At 41.0% G+C, this 22,561-nt stretch carries 21 protein-coding genes; 5 read left to right on the top strand and 16 right to left on the bottom strand.

The window, feature by feature from the left end; all coding sequences use genetic code 11:
- Nucleotides 1–131: 131 nt before the first annotated feature.
- The 9 genes from ilvN to HUS62_RS17835 all read right to left on the bottom strand — a co-directional run bounded on the left by ilvN (nt 132) and on the right by HUS62_RS17835 (nt 11,488).
- Nucleotides 132–629: an acetolactate synthase small subunit gene (gene ilvN, locus HUS62_RS17875; protein WP_054551998.1), complete on the bottom strand. Its 498-nt coding sequence runs from the start codon at nt 627–629 to the stop codon at nt 132–134.
- The gene (locus HUS62_RS17870; RefSeq protein ID WP_175080662.1) at nt 629–2,353 is read right to left on the bottom strand and encodes an acetolactate synthase 3 large subunit; all 1,725 of its coding nucleotides are present in this window, start codon (nt 2,351–2,353) and stop codon (nt 629–631) included. Before HUS62_RS17870 ends, ilvN begins: the two co-directional genes overlap by 1 nt.
- Before the next feature lie 780 nt (nt 2,354–3,133).
- Nucleotides 3,134–4,108 carry a transposase gene (locus tag HUS62_RS17865; RefSeq protein ID WP_175080661.1) on the bottom strand — a complete coding sequence of 325 codons (975 nt, stop codon included), beginning with the start codon at nt 4,106–4,108 and terminating at the stop codon, nt 3,134–3,136.
- Between the two features lie 262 nt (nt 4,109–4,370).
- Nucleotides 4,371–5,378 (bottom strand): isocitrate dehydrogenase, encoded by a 1,008-nt coding sequence (locus HUS62_RS17860; RefSeq protein WP_054563906.1) that lies wholly within the window; start codon nt 5,376–5,378, stop codon nt 4,371–4,373.
- Between the two features lie 215 nt (nt 5,379–5,593).
- Complete coding sequence (locus HUS62_RS17855; RefSeq protein ID WP_175080660.1) at nt 5,594–7,279, bottom strand: hypothetical protein; 1,686 nt, start codon at nt 7,277–7,279, stop codon at nt 5,594–5,596.
- 18 nt (nt 7,280–7,297) lie between these two features.
- Nucleotides 7,298–7,681, bottom strand: a complete 384-nt coding sequence (locus HUS62_RS17850) for a DUF3192 domain-containing protein (RefSeq protein ID WP_054563904.1) — start codon at nt 7,679–7,681, stop codon at nt 7,298–7,300.
- 71 nt (nt 7,682–7,752) lie between these two features.
- Nucleotides 7,753–8,526 (bottom strand): flap endonuclease Xni, encoded by a 774-nt coding sequence (gene xni, locus HUS62_RS17845; RefSeq protein ID WP_175080659.1) that lies wholly within the window; start codon nt 8,524–8,526, stop codon nt 7,753–7,755.
- A gap of 11 nt (nt 8,527–8,537) precedes the next feature.
- Nucleotides 8,538–9,881 carry a nucleotide 5'-monophosphate nucleosidase PpnN gene (gene ppnN / locus HUS62_RS17840; RefSeq protein ID WP_175080658.1) on the bottom strand — a complete coding sequence of 448 codons (1,344 nt, stop codon included), beginning with the start codon at nt 9,879–9,881 and terminating at the stop codon, nt 8,538–8,540.
- A gap of 71 nt (nt 9,882–9,952) precedes the next feature.
- Entirely contained in the window at nt 9,953–11,488 is a 1,536-nt protein-coding gene (locus HUS62_RS17835) for a GGDEF domain-containing protein (RefSeq protein ID WP_175080657.1), read from the bottom strand.
- Nucleotides 11,489–11,690: 202 nt separating this feature from the next.
- On the opposite strand from HUS62_RS17835, the gene HUS62_RS17830 reads away from it, so the two are divergent.
- Complete coding sequence (locus tag HUS62_RS17830; protein WP_175080656.1) at nt 11,691–13,472, top strand: M61 family metallopeptidase; 1,782 nt, start codon at nt 11,691–11,693, stop codon at nt 13,470–13,472.
- A 20-nt stretch (nt 13,473–13,492) separates the two neighbouring features.
- Here the strand turns inward: HUS62_RS17830 and HUS62_RS17825 are convergent, their stop codons facing one another.
- The 4 genes from HUS62_RS17825 to HUS62_RS17810 form a co-directional block, all read right to left on the bottom strand.
- Nucleotides 13,493–14,287, bottom strand: coding sequence for a glycosyltransferase family 25 protein (locus tag HUS62_RS17825; RefSeq protein WP_175080655.1), 795 nt, complete (start codon nt 14,285–14,287; stop codon nt 13,493–13,495).
- Between the two features lie 64 nt (nt 14,288–14,351).
- Nucleotides 14,352–14,537 carry a DUF1289 domain-containing protein gene (locus HUS62_RS17820; protein ID WP_138557701.1) on the bottom strand — a complete coding sequence of 62 codons (186 nt, stop codon included), beginning with the start codon at nt 14,535–14,537 and terminating at the stop codon, nt 14,352–14,354.
- 36 nt (nt 14,538–14,573) lie between these two features.
- Nucleotides 14,574–15,086 carry a hypothetical protein gene (locus tag HUS62_RS17815; RefSeq protein WP_175080654.1) on the bottom strand — a complete coding sequence of 171 codons (513 nt, stop codon included), beginning with the start codon at nt 15,084–15,086 and terminating at the stop codon, nt 14,574–14,576.
- A gap of 152 nt (nt 15,087–15,238) precedes the next feature.
- The gene (locus tag HUS62_RS17810) at nt 15,239–15,976 is read right to left on the bottom strand and encodes a hypothetical protein (protein ID WP_175080653.1); all 738 of its coding nucleotides are present in this window, start codon (nt 15,974–15,976) and stop codon (nt 15,239–15,241) included.
- Nucleotides 15,977–16,163: 187 nt separating this feature from the next.
- Here HUS62_RS17810 and HUS62_RS17805 point away from each other — a divergent pair, with 187 nt between their 5' ends.
- The 3 genes from HUS62_RS17805 to HUS62_RS17795 all read left to right on the top strand — a co-directional run bounded on the left by HUS62_RS17805 (nt 16,164) and on the right by HUS62_RS17795 (nt 19,324).
- The gene (locus tag HUS62_RS17805; RefSeq protein ID WP_055021700.1) at nt 16,164–16,586 is read left to right on the top strand and encodes a cupin domain-containing protein; all 423 of its coding nucleotides are present in this window, start codon (nt 16,164–16,166) and stop codon (nt 16,584–16,586) included.
- Between the two features lie 11 nt (nt 16,587–16,597).
- Complete coding sequence (locus HUS62_RS17800; RefSeq protein ID WP_054563894.1) at nt 16,598–17,779, top strand: NAD(P)-dependent alcohol dehydrogenase; 1,182 nt, start codon at nt 16,598–16,600, stop codon at nt 17,777–17,779.
- A 165-nt stretch (nt 17,780–17,944) separates the two neighbouring features.
- Nucleotides 17,945–19,324, top strand: a complete 1,380-nt coding sequence (locus HUS62_RS17795) for a serine hydrolase (RefSeq protein WP_175080652.1) — start codon at nt 17,945–17,947, stop codon at nt 19,322–19,324.
- Between the two features lie 69 nt (nt 19,325–19,393).
- Here HUS62_RS17795 and HUS62_RS17790 read toward each other — a convergent pair whose 3' ends face one another.
- Complete coding sequence (locus HUS62_RS17790; RefSeq protein WP_175080651.1) at nt 19,394–19,741, bottom strand: cyclophilin-like fold protein; 348 nt, start codon at nt 19,739–19,741, stop codon at nt 19,394–19,396.
- Nucleotides 19,742–19,755: 14 nt separating this feature from the next.
- On the bottom strand, nt 19,756–20,247 hold the full coding sequence (locus HUS62_RS17785; protein ID WP_175080650.1) for a cupin domain-containing protein: 492 nt from the start codon (nt 20,245–20,247) through the stop codon (nt 19,756–19,758).
- A 176-nt stretch (nt 20,248–20,423) separates the two neighbouring features.
- Here HUS62_RS17785 and HUS62_RS17780 point away from each other — a divergent pair, with 176 nt between their 5' ends.
- Nucleotides 20,424–21,338, top strand: coding sequence for an AraC family transcriptional regulator (locus tag HUS62_RS17780; RefSeq protein ID WP_175080649.1), 915 nt, complete (start codon nt 20,424–20,426; stop codon nt 21,336–21,338).
- A gap of 107 nt (nt 21,339–21,445) precedes the next feature.
- Here the strand turns inward: HUS62_RS17780 and HUS62_RS17775 are convergent, their stop codons facing one another.
- The gene (locus tag HUS62_RS17775) at nt 21,446–22,408 is read right to left on the bottom strand and encodes an alpha/beta hydrolase (protein WP_058584162.1); all 963 of its coding nucleotides are present in this window, start codon (nt 22,406–22,408) and stop codon (nt 21,446–21,448) included.
- Between the last annotated feature and the right edge of the window lie 153 nt (nt 22,409–22,561).

Genomic DNA, 22,561 nt, shown 5'->3' with positions numbered 1-22,561 from the left:
CAAGAGCGATAAAGCCTAAGCCATCAAAGTACCCACATAAAAAAAGAAATGCCAGTCAGCTTAACTGACTGGCATTGGGCTTATAGCCCTTTTTTTTGTATCTGGAGTTTTGTCGCGCTAGCGAAAAAGGCTTATGCCTTTAACGCTTTATCACCACGACCAATACCAACCGCACCTGAACGTACAACTTCAATAATGTCTGATTCATGACGCAGGGTATCAAGGAAAGATTCAATTTTTTCTGTGCTCGCTACAAGTTGCAGTGTGTAACTGTGGCGACCCATATCTAAAATAGCACCTTGGAACACATCAGCAACACGCGTTACCGCTGCACGAGTGGTTTCATCTTGGGCAAAAACTTTCACCAATAATAGCTCACGCTCGATGTGCGCCATTTCGGTTAAGTCAATAATCTTTAGAACATCTACCAGTTTGTTAACTTGCTTAGTAATTTGCTCAACGATGCGATCATCACCCATGGTTGTAATGGTAATACGCGAAAGAGAATGATCGTCAGTCGTGCCAACAGTCAAGCTATCGATGTTGTAAGCGCGCTGTGAAAATAAGCCTACAATGCGCGATAACGAGCCAGGTTCGTTTTCTAATAAGATTGATAAAATACGGCGCATTATGCTTTTACTCCTTTACGTAACCACATATCATCGACTGCCCCTAGCTTGATTTGCATAGGGTAAACATGTTCTTTTTCATCTACACAGATGTCTAAAAATACCAGTCTGTCGTTAATAGACATGGCTTTTTCAATAGCAGGCTGTAATTCATCAATATGATCAACACGAATACCCACGTGGCCATAGCTTTCTACTAATTTTACAAAATCAGGAAGTGATTCCATGTAAGAAGATGAGTGACGACCTGAATACATCATATCTTGCCATTGACGTACCATGCCCAGTGAGCGGTTATTCAACGACACAACTTTCACAGCCAAATTGTATTGTAAGCAAGTTGATAGCTCTTGAATGTTCATCTGAATTGAACCATCACCCGTCACGCAGATAGACTCTTTATCAGGGAAGGCAAGCTTAACGCCCATTGCCGCAGGTAAACCAAAGCCCATGGTGCCTAAGCCACCCGAATTAATCCATTGGCGAGGGTGTTTAAACGGATAATACTGAGCAGCAAACATTTGATGCTGACCTACATCAGAGCTAATGTAAGCATCTCCATTGGTTGCTTTGTAAATTGCCTCGATAACGGCTTGTGGTTTGATTTTATCGCCATCAGTGCTGTAGCTTAGGCATTTTTGTTCACGCCAGCTAATAATTTGACGCCACCAGTCTTCTTGTGCAGAACGATCAATTGAAATAGGGCTCTTATCAATCGCCGTTTGTAACTGCTCAAGCACTGTTTTCAAGCAGCCAACAACCGGGATGTGCGCTTTAATTGTTTTAGAAATAGAGGTTGGGTCAACATCAACATGAACGATAGTGGCATTAGGGCAGAACTTTTTAACGTTATTTGTTACCCGATCATCGAATCGAGCGCCTAAAGCTAGAATAACATCAGCATTTGCCATGGCTTTATTTGCCTCAAGGCTACCATGCATACCTAACATACCAATAAAGTTAGGGTGAGTACCGCTGATACCACCTAGGCCCATTAAGGTGTTAGTGATTGGCGCATTTAATGATTCAACCAAGTGAGTTAGTTGCTCAGAGGTATTTGATAGAATAATGCCGCCACCTGAGTAAATAACCAGTTTTTTAGCTTCTAAAATTGCGCTAACTGCTTTGCGAATTTGTTTTGAGTGGCCTTTAGTGTTCGGGTTATAAGTTCGAAGCTCAGTTGTTTTTGGAAATTCGAATGGGAACTTTAGCTCTGGATTAAGCATATCTTTAGGTAATTCAACCACAACCGGGCCAGGGCGGCCTGTGCTGGCTAAGTAGAATGCTTTAGCTAAGATTGCAGGGATCTCTTTTGCGCTACGACAGTTATAGCTGTGCTTTACGATAGGGCGAGAACAACCAACAATATCAGTTTCTTGGAATGCATCATCACCAATTAAACCAGTAGGAACTTGGCCAGATAACACCACCATTGGGATAGAATCCATGTACGCTGTCGCGATACCTGTTACACAGTTTGTAGCGCCAGGGCCAGAAGTTGCTAGCACCACACCGACTTCACCGGTAGCCCGGGCATAACCATCAGCCATATGAGTAGCGGCTTGTTCGTGACGTACTAAGATATGTTCAATATCTTCTTGTTGAAATAACGCGTCATATAAATCAAGAACAGACCCGCCAGGGTAGCCAAAAATATACTTAACATTCAATTCTTTAAGTGCCCGAACAACTAGTTCGGATCCATTATATTCAGTTGTACTCATCCTCATTCCTCTGTGTGGCAAGCATAAATGCATAAAAAAACCCCCGCATATGGCGGGGGTTTTTTAAAAGCGTGCTTTCACCTTTTAATAGCCTCCCGCTGGGCTTGTAACTAAGACCAGTACGAGAACGTTGACAACTAAAAGGTGACGGCGAATATTCATTATTTTTTAATTTTCTTCTAAAAAATGCACAGCCGACTAGATGGCTGCTGTTTAAAAATGTTAGGAGTATTTTTAAGCGTTTTGGAAACTGATGTCAACCGCAAATGTAGCTTTTTGCATTAATTTTTCTTTATTTTTGTTTTTTTATATTTTTGTTGCATCTACATGCTTTGTTATCATTATTTTTGGGTGTAACTATGCATTGAATTGTTCGTGTGGCAAATTGCTAACTATACCAATAGATAATGCATTTACGTTACTGCCTTGCATAACTTAGCTACTATCAGAATCGGATTCTTTTTTAAATTAGACACCCATTTTAACACCTCGCTACCATACGGTTTGGTTAATTTTTAATAGACAGCCAACTTAAATATTTAACCAGACACCCATCTTATTTTTAATAAGAATCAGCTAAAGATAGATGTGAATTATTGAGAACAAGTTGAATTGCTAGGGAAGTAGTGATTTTTCATTGTTATTAATTACATTTCAGTCTTGTGTGCTGATTTAATTTTTAGTTTTACACACTGGTCAGCGCTAGTTGCACAAGTCGTTATGCCTCTAGAATTAAAAGGATTGGATTTGTAAGATTGATTTCTAGTGTCGAATCCGTAACTAAGTAAACAAGGCTAAGCTATTAGCTATAGAGCTTCTTCGTTTTCGCTTCATATGTTTTGTATAAGCTGTGATAGCTTGTTCTTTACCTGCAGTATTTTTAAACGAGCGGGTAAAGGAAGTGGTGAGTGTAAGCCAGTTTTCTGTACAGATGTTTAATCTTTCAAGTATTGGTAATGCCTCTTCTGGGATTTTCCCAGGCTTATCTTTTCGTATTGAGCGGCCAGTCCAATCTACAAGTTGCAGATATGTCTTGAGCTCAAATGGTAGTCCCTTAGGCATATGTTTACGAGACTTACCTGCAAAGCGCATAAGCGATTTTGGTTGCTTATTATTTTGAGCTACATTAAATCTAGATTTAATACTGGTGTAGTCAGATTGCTCAGGTAAATCAGCCGCTTTTGCTCTAACAGGATTTAAATCTACATAAGCGAGGCAAGCGACAAGTGCTGCTTCATCAAGTAAAGCTTGTGATTTAAAGCGACCTTCCCAAAACCGTCCTTTACATTCATCTTCTTGATTTGCTTTTCGTGCAATACTCTCATTAAGAACACGCATAAACCAACTAATACTGCTGAGCCGTTCTCGATATAAATTTACTCTGGCATTAACCGCAGCGAGCTCTGCTTGTGTTAGCAATTCGCCATTTAAGAACCGTTGGCAAAGGAATGTACTTTTAAATAACTTGTGCCACCTAATCAGAATCGCTTTATTATTGAGACGTTTAGCTTTTGCTATATCGATGTGCAATACTAAATGAGTGTGATTACTCATAACCGCATAGGCGCAAATATCAATACAAAATATCCTGCCAAGTTGAAATAGTTTCTTTTCAACCCAATCGCGCCGGTGTTCATATGAACGACCCGTTAGTGGGTCTTGCCCGCACAAATAAGCGCGACGAACGCAGCGTGAAATACAATGATAGTAAGGCGTGTTTGAAACGCTAATTAAGTTTCTACGTGGGGTTGCCATGCTCTTCTCCTCCATGAGTTGAACAATTTAAGTTTAGCCATAATTTTAAGAAGTGAGAAATTTTAAGTTGGGTGTCTAGTTTTATGTTGAGGTTTTACTAAAAAGATAAAAGTGGATGTCCAAATAAGCTAAAAGATAAAAGTGGATGTCCAATTAAGTATTCAATTTAGTAGAGGGAATAAAAAAGCCAGTCGGAGACTGGCTTTTGGAAAGAGGTGTTTAAGGGTTATTAGCTTGTCATAAGCCTTAAACAAATGTTTTTTTATAGGCGCTCAATTACAGCTTGAGTGAAGTCTGTAGTACCGTGGCTGCCGCCTAGGTCGCGAGTTGTACGGTCGCCTGATTTGATAACATCAGCAACTGCGCTACGGATGCGCTCTGCAGTGTCGCCCATACCTAAGTGCTCTAGCATTTGGATAGATGCTAAGATCACTGACGTTGGGTTTGCAAGGTTTTTACCAGCGATGTCTGGTGCGCTACCGTGTACAGCTTCGAAAATTGCTGCATCTTCACTGATGTTTGCGCCAGGAGCCATACCTAAACCACCAACAAGACCAGCACATAAGTCAGATAGGATGTCACCGAATAAGTTTGTAGTAACAATTACATCAAACTCATCAGGAGTCATAACTAGTTTCATACAAGTTGCATCAACAATCATTTCTGTTGATTCGATTTGTGGGTAACGCTCAGCTACTTCACGTGCAACTTTTAAGAATAAACCAGATGTAGATTTAAGGATGTTAGCTTTGTGTACAGCAGTCACTTTTTTACGGCCTTCACGTACCGCTAGTTCGTATGCAAAAGTAACGATTTTTTCTGCACCTTCACGGGTGATTTTTGACATTGCTTCTGCTTCGTTACCATCTTCAGAAACCACTTGGCCAAGACCTGAGTACATGCCTTGTGTGTTTTCACGAATAGTGATGATGTCGATGTCGTCGTAACGAGCTTGTGTACCTGCGAATGATTTAACAGGACGTACGTTAGCGTAAAGGCCAAACTTTTTACGTAAAGTTACGTTGATTGAAGTAAAACCTTCACCAACTGGCGTCGTTAAAGGACCTTTTAAAGTGATCTTGTTACGCGCGATTGTGTCGATTGTTTCTTGCGGAAGTAACTCACCAGTTTTTTCTAGGGCAGCAAGGCCAGCATCAACGAATTCATAATCAAAATCGCAACCTGCAGCTTTAAGGATCTCAAGTGCTGAATCAATAATGCTAGGACCAATGCCGTCGCCTTTGATCACTGTGATGGTTTGTTTAGCCATTTACTTTTCCTATTTATGAGTAGATAAACACGTAAACTTATCGCGAAATAGCATGCGATTTACTTGTTAGAGGGTTTACGTGGATGTGTTTGAAAATTTAAGCGGCTTTTATAGCAATTTATTCAGCTTTTTGCCAGTTTATCCTGTGAATACTGACTATAAACAGACTAAAGTTCATATTTATTTAACGTTTTCGCACTTTTTAACAACACAATCTAAAAATTGTCTGCAAATTCACAGTTTTTCAGATATGCATAAAAATCTGCTTTTGATTGCCATCCAGCAGCCGATAAGCTGTCGAAAATAATCTGTTCTTGCCAACTACTAAATAGTGCTTTGGGCTGAAAAACATAATAAGTAAATAGCTTAATCGCGACCCAATGTTTTTCATTGATATCGAGTGTTTGCTTTTTATGTTGCTCACTACCAAGTAAATGCTGTGTCCAACTGTTATCGCCAATCAGTTGATTTAAATACGCCGTTAGTGGCTCTTGATTTAAGTGACTAACCCCAAACAAACAGGCAAGCGGTGGACTTATTGCCTGTTCTTCGGCCTGCTCAAATACAGTTTTACGAGAAATTCTGGTTGCTTGATGTTCGCAAAGATAAAGAACGTAGGCATATAAGGGCAAAGTAACTTGCTCAAATTGAATAGAATCGTTGTGCTTAAATAACGCCTGAATAATGCGCACCATATTCTCAAGGCGCTTAGATATATGCTGAAAAAGCGGGTGAGAGGTGGTTGCAACCAAGCGTTGAAATAATACTTTTTGGATAATAGCAGGGGCGTTATCGTATCCGACCATAGATAAACAATGGCGCAAGTCTTTAGCTCTTTGCTGCTCTTTATTGTAGGGTTTAGAAGCAACGGTAAGCTGGGTTATCAATTCAGGGTAGGGGCTTAAAAGTTTGTTTAAGCCACGAAAGCTATATTCTTGCGATACTTTTAACGTGCTAATTAACTCTAAATAGTGCTGCCTGCGCTGCTGATTTATTGGCTGTGGCTCAGCAAAGTTAATGTTTTCACTAAACCAAACTGTGTATAGCAAACGAGAGTCTTTACAATGCCTTTGTTTGTCAAAAATAGTTAAGTTTGCTTTGAAGCGATGCCAACGAATTTTTTCAGGGCGGCTGGCATCAACCAATATATGGCGGCCATGTTCATCTGTGGCTAAATAAATAAGTACTTGTTCGGCGTACTTTACTTCACTGGCCGGAAAGTAAGGGCCAATATGCGCAATCAGTGCTTTTATAGCATTTTGGGCAAATTCATTAGGGGTGCGTAAATAAATATCAGCTAAGGCTTTGTGCACACTAATGTGACCACCCGACTCGCGGTAAGTCGTATTCATGGCAATAATATTAGCCAAAGCAACTAAGGTTGTTGCGCCATCGTAAATCATAATTTTTGGCGCGCTTAATAGGGCTTGTTTATATTTATTTAAACGCGCTAATAAATGCTGAATAGAAAGCGTATGTGGGCCTGAATCTTTTAGTAATTTTGCTGCTAATTGATGACGGCACTGCCAAAGCTTTTTATCTTGAGCCGTCAGGGTCTGTCCTGCCGCTAACTTATTACTTTGTGATTGCACGCAGAGGTAATTGGCTAAACAGCAGCTAATAATTTGTTCGCTAATGGCTTGGTTGTAGTTAAGGCTGCGGCACAAAATGCAGGCTACAACACATTGGTTTACAACTAAGTTTGTGGTGTAACCATGGTTCGGTACATACAAGCTTAGTTGTGCTTGCATCCCTTTTGGGCAAGCTTGGTATATTAGGTAATAACGCTCAGCTAGGTTACTTAATAAAGGGAAAATTTGTGACCATTTTTGCTTTTTATGATAAAGCTTAAGTAGCTGGTGTGTACTATCAAATAAGCGTGCCAATTCCCGTGGCGTCACGTTTTCCATCATAAGCGGTTAGGTTTCTTGTTGATAGCTTTCATAGGCACTTGGCCCCCATAATACCAGCTGACCATTTTTAAATAGTAGGCCTGTGCATTCATCGATGGTGGTTATGCCATCAGATTTAACATGCTGAGTGCGGTAAAAAATAATCTGCCAAACATTGTCTTCGACTCGTTTAGCATAGGTTAGATCGGGGCTACCTAAATAATCAAGCACCGCATTAAGGTTTTCGGGCTTATCAATCGATAGTTTTGCGATATAGCGTTTATTAAAAGCTTCGCGGTCTTGCCAGATCATGGCTTGCGGATCATCTTTATAAAAAGTGATCACTAGGGTTGCTATCAGTGCATAAACACCTAATCCAAGTACCAGATATTGGAAAACCTTTTTAAACATGTGTAACTCTATAAAACTAACGCGAATTTTCAGTATACGCTTAGTTGGCAAACTGTGCTACGAGATTGCGACTAATTGAGCCTTAACTGCTTTAAACTAAAGCCTAAGTTAATATCGGTACGCAGCATAACAAGGTTTTTTGATATTACGAACATGTCCATTTCTGAACTCAGCTTACGTTTAAGAGTCGGGTTTAGCTCATTATCGTTCATGGCCGCTTCTATCGACTCATAATCGTTGATTAATTGCTGCGCCGACTTATTACCTATCCCTTTAACGCCCGGAATATCATTGGTTTTATCACCAGCTAAAGCCCAAAAATCAGCAAGTCGATGCTTTGGTACATCAAAGCGCTGCTTGATATCTTCAAGCTCAATATACTGTTTTTTGAAGTAATCAAATATTGCAATTTGCTCAGATAAAAACGGCAAAAACCCTTTATCGGTAGAAACGATAGTAGAATGCACATTATTAGATGCGGCCTTGTAAGCAAGAGTAGCAATTATATCGTCGGCTTCATCATTATCAGGTGAAAACACCACAATGCCAGTGTCTTCAATTGCTTGTTTAAAGCGTGATAAGTTTTGCTTGAGGATGTCAGGCATTGGTGAACGAGTGCTTTTGTAGGCCTCAAAGTAGTGATAACGCCAACTTCTTTCACCATCAAACACGGCAATCGCGTGAGTCGCATTCGTTTGCTGGCGTAACTTTTTGCAAGCATGTGCCACGCGGGCACAGCTTGCTTTTATCATATGCTCTTCACTGTGATGACTCTGATTACTATCAACAGCATAGATGCGCCTAATAAGATTTAGCGCATCTATTAAAAGTAATTGGGTTGTCACATAGGCTCCTGTTAGGCTTTGATCTCATAGCAAGGAATATACTTACTGCCAGGCAACTTCATTCGGCCTTGCTCAACAAATGCTGCCAGTAGTTTGTCCATATCAGCCATAAGCGCAGGTTCACCACTTAGCACAAATCGGCCATGTTGTTTGATGGCTTGTAAGCCTTCGTCTTTAACATTACCAGCTACAATGCCTGAAAACGCACGGCGTAAATTAGCTGCGAGTTGCTGAGTTGGTTGATCTAAATGTAAATCTAAGCTCGACATATTAGCATGAGTTGGTGCAAACGGCTGTTGGAAATCATGATCGATTTTTAGTGTCCAATTAAAGTAGTAGGCATCACCTTGGCTCTTGCGGTATTCGCGCACTTCCACCATCTTCTCTTTAAGCGTTTTACCAACGCGCTCTGGATCATCGATGATCACTTCAAACTTATCTAGCGCCGCTTTACCAAGCGTTTTTTCAACGAATTTACACAGCTCAATAAAGTAGTTTTCACTTTCTTTAGGACCAGTAAGGATCACTGGTAAACATTGTTTTTCGTTATCTGGGTGTAGCAAAATACCTAAAAGGTATAACAGCTCTTCTGCGGTACCCGCCCCACCTGGGAAGATTATAATGCCATGGGCTGTACGAATAAAAGCCTCTAAACGCTTTTCGATATCAGGCAAAATCACCAGCTCATTTACAATCGGGTTAGGTGGCTCAGCGGCAATAATACTTGGCTCGGTTAAACCTAAGTAACGATTATTAGTAATACGTTGCTTGGCATGGCCAATAGTGGCACCTTTCATTGGGCCTTTCATTGCACCAGGGCCACAGCCGGTACAAATGTTTAAGCCACGAAGGCCAAGCTCATAGCCAACTTGTTTGGTATATTTGTATTCCACTTCGTTAATAGAGTGGCCGCCCCAACAAACTATCATGCTTGGGTCACTATTTACTCTCAATGCGCCTGCGTTTCGCAGCATATCGAATACCATATGAGTAATGGCTTTTTGTTCTGTTAAATCTTTTTCGTACTTTTGACAAATAAACAGAATATCGCGAATAACCGAGAAGATATGTTCATGAATACCGGTAATAATTTCGCCGTCAACAAAGGCGGATTCGGGTGGATTTTCAAGTTCGATCTTAATCCCGCGTTCGCGGCTTAATAAGCGAATATCAAAGTCTTCGTATTTATTGTAAATTTCAGAGCTTGAATCGGTGTGGCTGCCCACATTTAGAACCGCGAGCACACAGTTCCTAAATAATTTATAGCGCTCGCTGGTGGATGATTGTTCGAGTAGATCAACTTCTAGTTGCGATAGTAAATCCAGTACACCTGTAGGATTCAGTTGTTTTAACATAAGCACTCTCCCGGCTCGTCTATGAGCCTTTATCATTGTGTGTCAAAGACCTCACATACTAGATGAGGCCTTTATTTGCTAATGCAAACTTTATTTCGTCCCTCGTTCTTGGCTTTGTATAGTGCTTCATCTGCACGGTCAAAGGCAATCAGCGGGGTATCACCTTTTTTCAACTGGGTTGCACCAAGAGAAATGGTGATTTCTACTTGCTTATTTTTAAATTTAAACGGAATGCCTTGAATTGTTTTGCGCAGTTTTTCAAGTGGCACAGCGGCATTTTCAATCGACATTCCACTCATTAGTAACACAAACTCTTCGCCGCCGTAACGGGCAATAAAGTCTGATTTACGAATTGATTTTTGTAATGCTTTAGCAATTACTTGCAGTGTTTTATCACCGGCACTGTGGCCATATTGGTCATTGATTGATTTAAAGTGGTCTACATCAATCACTACAAAGGTGATATCTGATTCTTGCACATTAAATAAGTTAAATTCATGGTTAAAGCGTTCATCAAATGCAGCACGGTTTGGCAACTTAGTTAGGCCATCGAGTAAGCTTTTAAAGCGCTGCTCATTTAGGCGCTGCTTATAGGTCGAAAGCTTGGTTTCTAAATGACTAATGCGGCTATTAATATCGTTAAAGCTAGCGAGTAAGTTTTCGCGTTCGGTTTGTTCTAGCTTTTCTTTCGCAATTAAATCATCACTTAATGATTTTAATTCTTCTTCTACAAGCTCTTTAAGCGAAGAAATAGACGTCGCTTGCTGTGTTTGCGTATGCAAGTTTTTAATTTTGCTTTCGATTTGCTTGTTAAGCGTGTCGTATTCAGCGCTCAGAGATTCTGAATGCTTGCTGGTAGAAACAATGGAATGATGTAAATCTTCGATTGTTTGATTTAATGAGATCAAAAAGCTTTGCGCTGATTGGCGCTCTTTGCTCATATTGCGCGTAACGATGCTGATAATATTCAGTGCAGAATCAAGCAGATCGTCAACACTATCATTGTGGGTTATTTTACTTTTGATAGTCTTAATTTGCTCGGCACTTTCATCTTCGAGCACTAAGTCATTGGCAAGAGAAAGCAGCTGTGTGGCAAGCTCTGGTCTTATTTGCGCCTCAGCTGTATTTGTTGTTGCAAGCTTGGCTTGTAAGGCTTGATGATAAATTAAAATCAGCTTTGAAAGTAGTGGCACAAAGTCATGATTAGACTGAATATTATTTAATTCGTGATCGAGTAAGTAACGTAGCGAACGACGTGCATCTTCAGGCAAGCCTCGTACTTTTTGCAGCTGCTTGCCTGCGTCAGTGACGCTTTCATTTAGCTCACGTTGCAGTGCCATTTGCTTAGTTTCTTGTTGTTTTAACAGGCCAAGCACATCATCGATAAAGGGGGTGAGTAATTCGAATTTAACCCCTTTTTTAAGGGCATTTCTAAATTTCGCTAAACGATTGTCTAGTTCAATGTCTAGTCCTTTACAGCTTAGCGATAGTTTCGCTGCAAACTGAGAAAGAACTTCAACTTGATGTTTGCGCGCATCTTCGACCACTGTTCGAGCGTCGATCGCTTGCTTTAACTTTTTATTAAGAACATCATGCTGTTGCTGCACCTAGTAATACCGCCATCAAAAATTCAAATTTCTATTAGCTAAGTTTACAACAAATTAATACGAAATGTAGGTTCCAAGTCAAAAACTTAGCTATTTTGTCTATCAAACTTGTTGCAATGGCTGTTTATCGGTTTTTAATTCACATTTTTTCTCGCAATTGTTAGGCTGTTTCGCAATTTTGATAGTAATAAAAAGAGTTGTTATGAAAAAGTTTTTGGCAATGTCTATTTTGGCGGCCTGTTCTAGCAGTGCGTTTGCAGATGTGAACTACTCACTGTCTATCACTCAGCCTGAGCACCATTTAGGTAATGTAAGTGTTGAGTTTCCGCAAACAGCACAAGCACATTTAGATATTAAACTTCCAGCTTGGCGTACTGGCCGTTACGAAATTTTAAATCTTGCCAATGGCGTGCGCTTTTTCGAAGCAAAAGATGATGATGGTAAGGCTTTAAAGTGGGAAAAAATTGACCACAGCACTTGGCGTGTTCATCTAAACGAACCTACTCAAGTCAATGTAGATTACCAAGTTTACGCTAACGAGCTAGGTAAACGTGCTCGTCATATTGATGACAGTCATGCCTTCATTGATGCATCTGGCTTTTTCATGTTCAGCGAATCATTCCGCCAAGACCCAGTTAAAGTTGAGCTAAATGTACCAAAAGAATGGCGCTCAGTATCGGGTATGGAAAATGCGGGTTCTAAACACAGTTTTAAGGCCGCTGATTACGATATTTTAGTTGATTCACCAATCGAAACGGGTATCAATGAGCTACATAAGTTCACTGTTGATGGTCGTGAATACGAACTCGTTATTTGGGGGGAAGGCAACTACGATGTAGAACAAATGCTAACTGACCTTAAAAAGCTAGTGACAACGGGTAACGTAATTTGGGATAACTACCCGTATGAGCGTTACGTATTTATGGTGCATGCTACGTCAGGAGCAGGCGGTGCAACAGAGCATTTAAATTCAACCATTATCCAGCGCCCACGTGACCGTTTTGGTTCTCGTAAAGATTACCTTGCGTTTATCAGCACCGCAGCTCACGAATTTATTCACACTTGGAACGTAAAAGCATACCGCCCTAAAGGTATCGCGCCGTATGACTACACCAATATTAACTACGCGAAAACATTATGGATTGCAGAGGGCTCAACCAGCTACTTTGAAGATCACTTAATGGTACGCGCTGGCATTGAAACAACTGATGAGTTCTTCGGTACGTTAACGAAAACCGTTAATCGTCACTTACAAACACCGGGTCGCGAAGTACAAAGTGCAACCGAAACAAGCTTTGATAAGTGGATTAACCAAGGCGGCGACCACGCTCGCAACTATAGCACTAATATCTATTTAGAAGGTTCATTGATTTCAATGGCACTTGATATTGATTTGCTAGAAAAAAGCGATGGCAAAATCAGTTACCGCGACGTTCACCGCGCGCTTTACAACAAGCATCGTTTACCAGATGGTTTTACGCCAGATGATGTTAAAGCAATTTTAAAAGAGCTTACAGGTCGTGATTACAGCGCTTGGTGGCAAGCGAATGTGGATGAGCCAGCTGCTATCGACTTTGATGAGCTACTTGCAAAAGTAGGTTTAGGTTTAATTCGCCCTGAAGGCGCAAAATCAGTACCTAGTATTGATTCGTTTGCAAAAAACAGCGGTGAGTTATTAACCCTAACTCATGTTCGCCGTGGTGGCGCTGCATGGCAAGCGGGCTTAACGACTGATGACAAAATCGTGGCGTTTAACAAAAAGCATGTTGGTAAAGATTTAACAGCCAGCCTTGAAACGTTTAAAGCAGGCGACACAGTGACTGTTGATTTCATTAGACGCGATGCATTACAAAGCACAACGCTAACACTTAGCGAAGACTTTGATAAAGAGAAAAAGGTCAAAGCATTAAAAGATGCAACACCAGCTCAAATGGCATTGTTTAAAGCATGGATGGGTGTTGACCACCCAAATCAAGCTAAATAACAGCCAAGCAAAATAAATCGTTAATGATTTTTGATTGGTAAGAGAGGAGCTGCGGCTCCTTTCTTTTTGTTTGGTACTTGCTGCGTTTTTACAAACTGCTTAGTGTATTTTGCGTTTAGTAGTGCACTTTGTAGCTGTTGTTTTTTACGTCGCCAAAACGACTTTTTAACTTTTACTGATCTATCACGAATATCACTTTGTGAATTATCAGGTTGTGATACCGGGTAGGGCAGCAAAGAGTATCCATAAACACCGGTTTCCCACACGTGCTGTAAATCGCAGTCAACGGGGCGGCCAAATATGGCTGTGGCTTTTAATAGCGCTTTTGCACCTTCAAAACTAACAGCAGTTGCACAGCAGCCAGACATAAGCTTTTTATGAATAACTAAGTGTTGCTCATCAGCAAGGGGCTTTGTAAAGGCAATTTCCCGATTTCGGTCTTTATAAGCGGCCAATTTTATTAGCTGCCAAGGCTGTTTTAATGTACTAATGTTTTCAATTGCACTGTGAATAGAGCGGTCGAGAACAAAGTCATCTTCTAAAATAATGGCGTAATCTAATTGCCTATCGACAATGGTTTGCCATGCTTTTCTGTGACTCAGGTAACAGCCAATTTCACCTTTACTCAATGGCTTATGGTATTTTTTTATATTTAAATCAGCACTATAGTGCTTGGCTATCTCTGTATCAGACAGCTCTCTTCCATCAATTGCATCAAGGCGTTCAAATGCCAAATTTTGTGCGTTGAGCTCATGGCTAACACGGTTTAATCGTTCAGTAGAGCTTGCTAAGTTAATTACAAAAATAGCGGTCATTATCGTTACCTGATGGTCAGTTTGAATCAGGCTAACAAGCTTTAATGACGCTTGGGTGTCAGAACTATTTCGCTTTTATGTCAGGGCGAGGAGTATTTAAAATCGCTTGCTTTTCTTGCTCGGATAAAATGATCCAATCAAAAATTTCATCATTACTGCGACCACAGCCAGTGCAATAACCATTTAGGCGATGACATTGACCGATGCAATCTGTTTTAAATTGACTGGTTGGTTTTTTTGAATTTGTCATAGTGATGTGAAGGCTAATATAGCCTTCATGAGTGTATTACTTACCTTCAATTGGCTTACCAATTTCAAGCGTGGTAGACCAAGGCTGTTTGCGTGATAGGGTTTTACCCGAATGAATTGAGATAACAGGGTTGTTTTCGTCAAGCACAAACGTGGTGCGTAACGATTCAGCTGACTCTTTTTGTGTTTGGTGCCAATTATTACCCGCTAAACAAGCTTGGGTAAAATTAACTGCACGAGTGTGATCAGCGACAGCTTGTTGCTGTTGCTCGTAGTTGCCAACACAGCGGTAGGTAACATTGTCTTTATCAAGCGCCGTGATTTGACAGTTATCGGCAATAAGGTTGTATTTCGCTGTCCATGTTTCCATGTATTTAGTATTTACACGGCTACGTTTTAAGCCTTCAAAGCGGTTGTCGTAAGCACCTAATAGGGCGTTGATTTTCTCGCAAGGGGTTAGGTTATCAATGGCCGCTTGTTGTTCAGTTGTTAGTCCTGTACAACCAGTTAAAACAAGGCCAGTTAGTAAGGCGGCGAGTGGCTTTTTCATATCAGGCTATCCTTTTAAATAGCAGTTCCTTAAACGTTTCCTAAAGGATACCTAAGCCCTTGTAAAAATGCTAATAAAGATTGGTAATTACAATTTAAAATGCCTTCGCAAAGGAAGGCATTATAGTTGCTAAAAACTATAAAAGCGTGAGCTTACATCTTGGTTTTGCCTGCAATGTTGGTTACTTTTACTGAGCCAGAGCCATCACTTAGTAACTCAAAGTTTGCTGCAGTATCAACGCGAATGCTGCCTGAGCCATCTGAAACGACAACATCACCCGAAATATCATTTAAGTCGATACCGCCAGAGCCATCATGTACTTCAATATTGCCCTGTGCGTTGGCAACATCAATATTACCTGAGCCGTCATGAATTTTAATATCACGGCTGATATTGCGTGCCTCTATGCTACCCGAACCATCATTGATTTCTAATGTGCCTGTAATGTCATTTGCGGTAATTGAACCTGAACCATCGTTGATCACAGTATTCGCAACTTTGCTAATGATAATTTCACCAGAGCCATCGTGCACATTTACATTAAATGAGCGAGGGATAGCAACGGTTAAATCAATGCGAGTTTGCTTATTGGTGTGGTAATCGCACTGGCCTGCACTAAGCGCTGCGTTATTGCCTTTGGCTTCAAGGTTTAAGCAGTATTCATCATGAGGCTTTTCTTGATAAATCTCGGCTTTAACGGTTACTTCATCACTGTCACTACCGGTAATGTGTAAAAAACCAGAGCCTGCTTCTACTTTTAAAGCGCTTAATGAGGCTGCATCTAGCGTTAGGTTTTTAGTTTCTTGTAGTGGCATATCACCCCAAGCAAATGTTTGTGCTGATAATAAGCCTGCGGCAATGAGTGAAAGCGTTTTTACTGTACTTAACATGGTTCTTCCCTTTCATATGTGTGGTGTTATTAGCTTAGTCGTAGGTGCTGATAAAAAAGGTTTAAAGGCTTTAAAAACTTTTTTACACAAATAGGCAAGAAAGCGCGAGCTTCAGGCATTTATGGTTTTTAACTATGCTTTAGACTGAAATAGTAGACCATAACCTAAGCAAGCCAAGGAGAAACATATGAGTGATTCAGCGCAAACAAACGATATGCAAGTAATTAAGTCAGGTTCTCAAGATCCAATTGCAGGGCCAGCAGAATGTTTCACAGGTAAAGTGCAAATCAGTACTTTATTTAATGCACCAGCACCTGCCCGCGTTGGTGTTGCTGTGGTGGAGTTTTCAAAAGGAGCTCGCACAAATTGGCATTCTCATCCACTCGGCCAAGTTTTATTAGTTACAGAAGGTCAAGGTTGGACACAGTGCGAGGGTGGTGAGAAAACAGTCATCAATCCAGGTGATTTAATTTGGTGTAATTGCGGGAAGCGACACTGGCATGGTGCGACTGCTGATAGTGCAATGAAGCATGTAGCAGTTCAAGAAGCACTCGATGGTAAACCTGTTGACTGGTTCGAAGCTGTTTCAGATGAAGATTATTTAGCATAAGGTACATTGAGATGTGTGACAAACATGAAACGCAAGACTTATCACGTCGTAATTTTATTAAAACGAGTTCAGCTTTAGGTGCAGGCCTGTTATTAGGTGGCTTTGCGGCGCCTTCATTTGCAGCATCATCTGAGCAGCTTGCAAATGGCAATATAAAATCTCGTGGCTATGCGGCTTTTGATAATTCAGGCTTACTAAAGCCATGGGAGTTCGAAAGACGCCCAGTAGGCGATAACGATATTTTAATCGAAATTAAATTCGCCAGTATTTGCCACTCAGATATTCATCAGATGAAAGGGCATTGGGGCGCACAGCAATACCCTCAAGTACCAGGTCATGAAATTGCAGGTATTGTAACTGCGGTCGGTAAGAATGTGACTAAGTTTAAAGTGGGCGACCGTGCTGGTGTAGGCTGTATGGTTGATAGCTGTCTTGACTGTAATAGCTGTAAAGATCAAGGCGAGCAATATTGCCCAGAAACAAAATTTACTTATGGTTACCCTGATGAGCGCTCACCGACAGGTATAACACAAGGTGGTTACTCGAATAACATTGTTGTTCGCGATCATTTTGCAGTGCATATTCCTGAAAACATTAGTTTAGAGCATGCTGCTCCTTTATTATGTGCCGGCATTACAACGTATTCTCCGCTGCTTAAATTCAACTTGAAAAAAGGCGATAAAGTAGGTGTTGTTGGTATTGGTGGGCTTGGGCACTTAGCTGTTAAATTGGCTGTGTCACAAGGTGCTGATGTCTATGCGTTCACAAGCTCAAAAGATAAAGTAGCCGATATTAAAGCCTTTGGCGCTAAAGTGGTTGTTGTTGACGGTGAAGACGCTTACAACGAGCATAAGTCGCAGCTTGATTATTTAATTAATACCTTGCCAGTGAAATATGATATCGCTAAATATGCATCATTAGTAAAACCATTCGGCACGTATACCCAAGTGGGTATGCCAGAAGAGTTTTCATTAAATATGAATGCATTAGCATTGGCTGCAAGCCGCGTAAACTTTAATGCTTCGTTAATTGGTGATATGCAAGAAACGCAAGAAGTTGTTGATTACTGTGCTAAGAATAATATTCTGCCAGCAACCCAGTTAATCAAAGCCTCTGAAATCAATAATGCATGGCAAAGCGTGGTGGAGAAAAAAGCGCGCTATCGTTATGTAATTGATGCCTCGACATTTTAAATAATTTTTAGATTGAGTAAGCCAAACGCCATACCTAGTATGGCGTTTTTTGTTGTTCCTTTTTTATTCGGTAATTTATCGCTTAAAGAGCGAATACTGCCGTAAAAACATATCATTATTTTTTTCTTTTGCTAACTTAAACTCTTTGGCCTCCATGGAGTAATAATGAAAAAAATAACCTTCCTGAGTACGTTGTTGTGCACTAGCTTTTTTGTTTGTAGCGAAGAAACAGATACAACCTTGAACGCTTATGCCGCTGGGTACGTCGCCAATTTTACCTGTAGTGCCACGTTTAACGCTGGCAAAAGCAAAGATCAAATCAATATAGATGAACTTACCGGTATTTACCCTTTAATAGCAGACACTGTAAAAACACTAAAAGCGAACATTGATACTGAGCACAAACGAGTCATTGTTGATTACGATAAAGATAAGCAGCGCATATCGGTGTGGCGGCCTCGTTTAGGCTGTGTTGATTTACCCGTAGGGGCAAGCCTTAAAGCTGCAAAACTCGTGCAAGCACCGTTTAAAGAAAACTTAGCCTACCAAAAGGATGATGGTAAGCCTTGGCAAATGCTAAATGGTGTTAATAAAGCGACGGGCAATAAGGCGCTTGATGAGGTTATTGCACAGGCTTTTACTCGTCATTATGGTGAAGGCGCACGAACTTCGGCAATTTTGATAGCAAGCCCTGATGCGATTCTAGCAGAGCAATATAAAGCAGGTTTTACACCTGAAACTGCCCAGCGTACTTGGTCTGTTGCAAAAAGTATTGGCGCGAGCATTATTGGTGTGGCGGTAGCGCAAAAGCGGCTTGATGTTACAAAGCCTACGGGGCTTGAAAGCTGGTCTCACCCGCTTGACCCACGCGGCGAAATTACCCTTGAAAACTTGCTTCACATGGCATCAGGTTTAGACAGTAATAAAGCGGGCAATCGTACGGATCGTGTCTATATGGGCGGCGGTTTAGTGTCTGATACTGCGACTCATACTGCGTTAGAAGTAAAGCCTGGTAGCCGTTGGAAATACGCCAATAACGACACCATGTTAGCGCTACGTACCTTACGAGAAACGTTCAACGATGAAGCGAGCTATTTGCGTTACCCATATGACAATTTACTCGATAAAATCGGCATGCAGCACACGTTTTTAGAGTCAGATTGGCAAAGTGACTTTATTTTGTCATCGCAAGTGTGGACTACTTCGCGGGATCTTGCTCGCTTGGGGCTATTACACCTGAATAATGGCCGCTGGCAAGGTGAGCAAATATTACCAAAAGACTGGTTAAGTTATATTAGTAAACCTGCCCCTGCTCAACCCTCTGTAACGGCACCGGGATACGGCGCACAGTGGTGGCTTTATAACGAACGTTTTCCTGAGTTACCAAACGATACCATTGCAGCGCGAGGCAACCGTGGTCAATTTTTAGTGATCATTCCAAGCGAGCAGTTAGTGATTGTTAGGCGAGGGTACGACCTTGCAGGGCTTAAAGGCTTTAGTGAGCATGATTTTGCTCGTGATGTTTTAAAAGCACTGGGCAGATAAAGTCAGGCAATAAAAAAGCTGCTTTGTGGCGTACAGAAGCAGCTTTGCTAACTGGAGAGTTAGTATCTACTACAAGGGCTCTATAGTGACATCCGCTTGGCCTAAACTTTTAAAAAACTGACTATCGCCCGTTATTTTGCCAAGTTTTATAAGACCATTTGCATAACTCTGCTGCTTATAAAAGAGCGCAAGGTTACCCCAAGGTGCGTAATAAGTGATGTCTCCTGCGCCGGCATCGGTGCCAGCAGGTAAGCCTTGTAGATTTAATTTCTCTGGTAAAGTGGCAATTTTCTCAGCATTGGCGAAGTCTTCTACTTTTAAAGTCAATGGTAGAAGTTGATAAAAATGCTTAGCGGCATTGTTACTTTCTAGCGTCGCTTGCATAGTTTTGCCGTTACTGGTGAACTTTATTTGCATTTCACTTACCATCTTTACTGCTTTTTTAAATATTGCTTATCTGTTACTGGCTCTAACCAATCAACAACCTTACCGTCTTTTGATTCTTGAATAGCTAAGTGCATCATGGCTGTTTTATCTGTAGCACCGTGCCAATGTTTAACATTAGCAGGAATATGTACAACGTCACCTGGTTTTATAACCTGAGGTTGTCCATGCCACTGATTAACCCAGCCCATACCTGATGTAACAATTAAGGTTTGGCCAACAGGGTGGGTGTGCCAGTTTGTTCGAGCGCCGGGCTCAAATGTTACCATGGCACCAGCGGCTTTCGCTTCGCCATGAGCTTGGAAACTAGGCTCGACGCGTACTTTGCCCGTGAAATACTTGTCGAGCCCAGTCATTGGGTACTGAGTGCCATTTTTTTGCACTGTGATTTGCGGTAATTCTAAACGTTGTGAAGAGGCGTTTTCTGCATGACTAAATGCACTCATCGTTATGATAAGGGTACCGATAATATACTTCATACTTTTCTCCATGTGTTTGTAACCGAACGAATCTTCATTTTGGCTAAAAACTGTGCCTTTAAAAAGTACAATGCACGCAAGTTATTGCCTATTAGTCCGAGGCGGCAAATTTATCACTGGTCAATATTGTATAACCGAGCGTATAGTTAAGTATCTTGAATTTAATTGGGTTGGTTATGCATTCAGATTATGATGCTATTGCTAAAATGAGCGCTGCTTTAGCAGACAGGATTGCGCCGCTTATTGGCCAGCAAGAAACTGCTGATAGCGTGATTGAGGATTTGTTTTTTTATCGACAAACACAGGCCGCCACCTCTTGTTCAATGTGTGTGGTTGAACCAAGTATTGCACTGGTGCTACAAGGGGCAAAAAGCATGACCTTGGGCGAAGATGTGTTCAAGTATGACCCACACAAGTATTTGATTACCTCTATTGATTTGCCTGCAAAAATGCAAGTTCTTGAAGCAAAAGACGACGCACCTTATTTAGGCTTAGTGTTAAAGCTTGATTTGGCTATGTTAGGTGAACTGATTTCGCAAATACCGCTCGACAAATTAAACAAGCAATCACTCAATAAGGGAATGACCTTAGGTGAGATGACAGAACCGCTCCTTAACGCTTTTACACGATTAATTGATCTGGTTGATGATCCTGAGTCTATGCCAGTGCTTGCGCCATTAATTAAACGCGAAATTTTTTGGCGTGTACTTAACAGTGAGCATGGGGCAGAGCTTCGCCATATAGTGTCAACAGGTAGCCAAGGGCTGAGAATTGCTCGTAGTGTTAAGTGGTTAAAAGAAAACTATGATCAACCCTTGAGTGTAGAGGACTTAGCGGGTCTTGCTAAAATGAGTAAATCGACTTTCCATCATCATTTTCGAGACCTAACTTCAATGAGTCCGTTGCAATATCAAAAGCGTTTAAGGTTAATGGAAGCTAGAAGGTTGATGGTTGGCGAGAGTATGGATGCCTCAGGTGCTGCTTTTAAGGTTGGCTACGAAAGCCCTTCACAATTTTCTCGTGAGTATTCTCGGTTTTTTGGTTTATCACCAAAACGAGATGTAGAAGCTTTTTTAGCAACGGCTAAATAGCCGGCTACTTATAATACCAATGGGCAATAATAGTTAATTAAGCGAATTGATATAAAAAACGAATGGGCATATCCCTATGTCCCATTCGTTACCATGACACGTTTTAGTTAAAGACTTGCTGTGAAAAATTCAGCAATTTTAGTGAATGGAATTAAACCCACATCATCATATAAATCAACATGACCTGCATTTGGTACAACCAATAATTGTTTAGGTTCAGCAGCTAAATCATAGGCTTGTTGGCTAAACTCAAATGAGTGAGCGTGTTCACCAGCAACAAACAGCAATGGACGTGGTGAAATAGTCTCAATATCGTTAAATGGATAAAAGTTCATAAAACGCACATTGCTGCTTAATGTTGGGTGTGTTGTTAAATCTGCTGATGAACGCTCTGGTGTATATTCACCACGCTCAGTGCGGTAAAAGTCATAAAACTCTTTTGCAATTGGGTGTGAGCTTTCATCAATGTGATGGGGGCAGCCGCCAGTGTATTGTACTTCGCCACCAAGGTACTCAACATTACGCTGCTCTGCAGCCTCATCGAGCATATCTTTACGCATATCAAGATCAATAGAGTTGCCTAAACCATTGCGCGTTGCGCCACCCATGTCATACATACTAACTGTTGCCACAGCTTTGATACGTGGGTCAATTTTTGCGGCACTAATGATGAAACCACCACTACCACATACACCTAAACCACCAATGCTTTCTTTGTTGACGTATGAACGGCTAGCAAGGTAATCGACACCGGCACTGAATGACTCTGCGTATAAATCAGGTAGTACAGTATTACGTGGTTCGCCGTCACTTTCGCCCCAGAAGCTAAGATCAACTGCCAAAGTTACAAAGCCTAGCTCTGCAAGTTTAGTTGCATATAAAGTAGCACTTTGCTCTTTTACCGCACCCATAGGATGACCAATTACAAGTGCCGGAAGATTCGCACCTTTCTCTGCATTTTTAGGTGTAAAAAGATTACCGACTACATTCATTTGTAATTGGTTTTTGAAAATTACTTTTTCAAAGTTAACAGCATCGCTTTGGTAAAAATTATCAGTTGAGGTTGTCATAACTCTCTCCTATTTTTTGCTTAACAGGGACTGCAATTTGTTTTCACAATGCAGCTTTGATGAGGTTATTGTCGGTTATTTGTGCAGTTTGGCGTTATATTAGAACAGTCGATTTATTGCCTAAAAGTGTCGAATGTATTTTTAGGTGCTTAA

Source organism: Pseudoalteromonas sp. 0303, from assembly GCF_013349995.1.
Taxonomy (GTDB): domain Bacteria; phylum Pseudomonadota; class Gammaproteobacteria; order Enterobacterales; family Alteromonadaceae; genus Pseudoalteromonas.
The sequence above is the reverse complement of the archived record's forward strand: the minus strand, read 5'-3'. Positions and strand labels throughout refer to the sequence as shown.